Annotated in this window: 5 protein-coding genes; 4 read left to right on the top strand and 1 reads right to left on the bottom strand. The window is 63.7% G+C overall.

The window, feature by feature from the left end:
* A partial coding sequence (gene purB / locus AC5JJ6_RS04710) for an adenylosuccinate lyase (protein ID WP_496040934.1) occupies positions 1-1,050 on the top strand: 1,050 nt, incomplete at its 5' end.
* 58 nt (positions 1,051-1,108) lie between these two features.
* On the opposite strand, the gene AC5JJ6_RS04705 is transcribed toward purB, so the two are convergent.
* Positions 1,109-1,429, bottom strand: coding sequence for a DUF1476 domain-containing protein (locus AC5JJ6_RS04705; RefSeq protein ID WP_496040933.1), 321 nt, complete (start codon positions 1,427-1,429; stop codon positions 1,109-1,111).
* Positions 1,430-1,541: 112 nt separating this feature from the next.
* On the opposite strand from AC5JJ6_RS04705, the gene AC5JJ6_RS04700 reads away from it, so the two are divergent.
* The 3 genes from AC5JJ6_RS04700 (at position 1,542) to purS (ending at position 3,527) form a co-directional block, all read left to right on the top strand.
* Positions 1,542-2,297 carry an NRDE family protein gene (locus AC5JJ6_RS04700; protein WP_496040932.1) on the top strand — a complete coding sequence of 252 codons (756 nt, stop codon included), beginning with the start codon at positions 1,542-1,544 and terminating at the stop codon, positions 2,295-2,297.
* A 141-nt stretch (positions 2,298-2,438) separates the two neighbouring features.
* Positions 2,439-3,203, top strand: a complete 765-nt coding sequence (gene purC / locus AC5JJ6_RS04695; RefSeq protein ID WP_044431295.1) for a phosphoribosylaminoimidazolesuccinocarboxamide synthase — start codon at positions 2,439-2,441, stop codon at positions 3,201-3,203.
* Between the two features lie 81 nt (positions 3,204-3,284).
* On the top strand, positions 3,285-3,527 hold the full coding sequence (purS, locus tag AC5JJ6_RS04690) for a phosphoribosylformylglycinamidine synthase subunit PurS (protein WP_044431293.1): 243 nt from the start codon (positions 3,285-3,287) through the stop codon (positions 3,525-3,527).
* Positions 3,528-3,538 lie beyond the last annotated feature (11 nt).

Raw genomic sequence — 3,538 nt, 5'->3', positions numbered from 1 at the left:
CCCGATGCCCGCTTCGTCCATCAGGGCATGACGTCGTCGGACGTCCTGGATACGACGCTCGCCGTCCAGATGGCCCAGGCGGCGGACCTGCTGCTGGCCGATATCGACGCGCTGCTGGCCGCCTTGAAGCGCCGTGCGATCGAGCACAAGAATACGCCGACCATCGGCCGCAGCCACGGCATCCATGCCGAACCGACGACCTTCGGCCTCAAGCTGGCCGGGCACTATGCCGCCTTTGCCCGCAACCGTGAGCGTCTGGTCGCGGCCCGCACGGAGATCGCCACCTGTGCCATCTCCGGCGCCGTCGGCACCTTCGCCAATATCGACCCCTATGTCGAACAGCACGTCGCCGACAAGCTGGGGCTGAAGATCGAGCCGGTCTCGACCCAGGTCATCCCGCGCGACCGGCATGCGATGTTCTTCGCCACGCTGGGCGTGATCGCGTCGTCGATCGAGAACCTTGCGGTCGAGATCCGCCACCTTCAGCGGACCGAGGTCCGGGAGGCCGAGGAATTCTTCTCACCCGGCCAGAAGGGCTCGTCGGCAATGCCGCACAAGCGCAATCCGGTCCTGTCGGAAAACCTGACCGGCCTTGCCCGGCTGGTCCGCGCGGCGGTCACCCCGGCGCTGGAAAACGTGGCGCTGTGGCACGAGAGGGATATCTCGCACTCCTCAGTCGAGCGCGTCATGGCGCCCGACGCCACCATCGCCCTGGACTTCGCCCTGGCGCGGACCATCGGCATGATGGAAAAGCTGGTTGTCTATCCCGAGCGGATGCAGAAGAACCTGGACGATCTGGGCGGGCTGGTGTTCTCCCAGCGGGTGCTGCTGGCGCTGACCCAGGCGGGCATGAGCCGCGAGGGCGCCTATGTCGCGGTCCAGCGCAATGCTATGGCCGTGTGGCGCGAAGGCGGCAGCTTCCTTCAGAACCTTCAGAACGATCCGGACGTGACCCAGCACCTGGATGCCGACGCCCTGGCGGCGCTGTTCAACATGGCGTACCACACCAAGCATGTCGATACGGTGTTCAAGCGCGTCTTCGGCGAGTGACGGCCTGAACGGAACCAGGCCGGGCGGGGAGACACCGACCCGCCCGGCCTGGGGACGTCTATTCCTTCACGATCTGGTCGTGGGCTACGGCCAGCAGCAGCTCGGCTTCCTTTTCCACGCGGTGGCGGCTGATATCGATGCCGTGTTGTTCCAGGTCGGCGCAGACGCGGCGGACGATGTCGGCGCTGCCGGCCTCTTCGAAGTCGGCATCGACGATCGAACGTGCATAGGCCGCCGTCTCCGCTTCCCCGAACTTCATCTGCTCGGCGGCCCACAATCCCAGCAGCCTCGCCCGGCGGACCTGGATCTTGAACAGGACTTCCTGTTCATGGCTGAACTTGTTTTCGAATGCTCTCTCGCGCTCTTCAAAGGTGGTCATTCGACCTTGCTCCTCCGGTGGGCCTGGAACCAGCAGGCGGTCCATCGATTATGAGAACCATATCGCTATGGCCGCTCTATAGACTACATAATGACAAAGCGAGGGGACGACCATGTGCTCAATCGTCATTCTACGCCAGCCGGGCGCGACATATCCGCTGATCCTGGGCGGCAACCGCGACGAAATGGCAGGCCGGCCCTGGAAGCCGCCGGCACGTCATTGGGAAGACCGGCCCGACGTGATCGGCGGGATCGACGAACTTGCCGGCGGAAGCTGGCTGGCGCTCAACGATACCGGCGTGGTTGCCGTCGTGCTGAACCGCATGGGAACGCTTGGACCGGAGGACGGCAAGCGCAGCCGGGGCGAACTGGTGCTGGACGCGCTCGACTATCCCGATGCGGCGGATGCGGCGCGGGCGATGGTCCACCTCGACCCCGCCGCCTATCGTCCGTTCAACCTCGTCGTCGCCGACAACCGCGACGCCTTCTGGCTGACGCTGCGCGAGGGGGCCAAGCGGATCGAGGCTCACCCCATTCCCGAGGGTCTGTCGATGGTGACGGCCAACGACCTCAACGACGACTCGAGCGCCCGCATCAGGTTCTACCGGCCGCTGTTCGCCCATGCGCCGGCTCCCGATCCGGAAAAAGGTGACTGGAGCGCTTGGGAAAAGCTGCTGGGCAGCAGGATCTGGGACGGCGACGCCGGACCCCGCGGCGCCATGTGCGTAGTGACGCCGACCGGATTCGGCACCAGCAGCAGCACGACGCTGGCGCTCCCCAGCGCGGAGTTTCCGGAAATGAAGCCCGTATTCCGGTTCTGTCCGGGGCGGCCGGACGAAACTCCATGGATGGAAGTCGATCTGGAGTGAGCCGCTATTGCTTTCAGCCGCAGCACGCAAGGGCCTGCGCAAGCCGGCTCCATTGTGCTAAACATAGTTGCTTGCTATATCAGCAACCATATTACCTGGACCGGTCCGTATAATCCGGTCCTGCCACTTCGGAAGCCCACCATGACGCGACGCAGGCGGATCTACGAGGGCAAGGCCAAGGTCCTGTTCGAAGGGCCGGAACCTGGCACTCTGGTTCAGTATTTCAAGGACGACGCGACCGCCTTCCATAACCAGAAGCATGGGATCATCACGGGCAAGGGAGTCCTCAACAATCGGATCTCCGAATACCTGATGACCAAGCTGGGTGAAATTGGCGTCCCGACGCATTTCGTGCGCCGCCTCAACATGCGCGAGCAGCTCGTCCGCGAGGTCGAGATCATTCCGATCGAACTGGTCGTCCGCAACGTGGCCGCCGGATCGCTGTCGAAGCGGTTCGGCATCCCGGAAGGCACCCAGCTTCCCCGCTCCATCATGGAATATTATTACAAGTCCGACGAGTTGAACGATCCCATCGTCTCGGAGGAGCACATCACGGCGTTCGGCTGGGCCACCCCCCAGGATCTGGACGACATGATGGCCCTGTCGCTGCGGATCAACGACTACCTTTCGGGCCTGTTCCTGGGCATCGGGCTGAAGCTGGTGGACTTCAAGGTGGAGTTCGGCCGGCTTTGGGAAAACGACGAGATGCGGATCGTCCTGGCCGACGAGATCAGCCCGGACAACTGCCGGCTCTGGGACGTCAAGACGAACCAGAAGCTGGACAAGGACCGCTTCCGCGAAGACCTCGGGCGGGTCGAGGAAGCCTACCAGGAAGTGGCCCGCCGCCTGGGCATCCTGCCCGAGGGTGGCGTCGACACGTTCAACACCCCGAAGCCGGCGCCCTGACGGTTCGATCCAGGCGGTCGGCTTTCGAAGCAGTTCCAACCTAAGCAGTTCCACCAAAGCAGTTCCAAGGGCGATCCCATCATGAAGGCAAAGGTTCACGTCACCCTGAAGCGCGGCGTTCTCGATCCTCAGGGCAAGGCGATCGGGCATGCCCTGCAATCGCTTGGGTTCGACGGCGTCGACGATGTCCGTCAGGGAAAATTCATCGAGCTGGATCTGGCCGAAACCGACCGCGCCGCAGCACAGAAGGCAGTCGAATCCATGTGCCAGAAGCTGCTCGCCAATACCGTGATCGAGGACTACCGGATCGAGCTGGCCGACTGATCCGCCGACAA

Source organism: Skermanella sp., from assembly GCF_059503625.1.
This window is presented reverse-complemented; position numbering and strand designations above follow the sequence as displayed.